The sequence below is a fragment of the Acinetobacter lwoffii genome, from assembly GCF_024129715.1.
Taxonomy (GTDB): domain Bacteria; phylum Pseudomonadota; class Gammaproteobacteria; order Pseudomonadales; family Moraxellaceae; genus Acinetobacter; species Acinetobacter lwoffii_U.
In genome coordinates this window covers 1-260 of sequence record NZ_JAMXXM010000087.1, presented here as the reverse complement: position 1 = coordinate 260, position 260 = coordinate 1, and the positions used below count along the sequence as shown (strand labels likewise).

Below are 260 nucleotides of genomic sequence, written 5' to 3'. Positions count from 1 at the left end.
CGAGCATTTCTTGAAGTTCACGATAGCTGATGCCATATTTACAATACCAACGAACAGCCCAAAGAATGATTTCACCTTGAAAGTGCCGACCGTGGAAGGGATTCATCTGCTGTATCTCGAAATAAATAAGATATTTAGCTTATCATGTCAGCCTATTTGCAACAGTGCCCTTTCTAAACAGGTACGTGTTTTTGTCATATTTCACCTATTACAGAGTTGCATAACATTAAACAGCTGTATCTAGCGGCTTATGATCCAGA

The 260-nt window shown here is 39.2% G+C and carries 1 pseudogene; it reads right to left on the bottom strand.

What is annotated here, in order from left to right:
- Positions 1-106: pseudogene (locus tag NI462_RS15015) on the bottom strand (IS6 family transposase); the annotation flags it as partial.
- Positions 107-260: the final 154 nt, after the last annotated feature.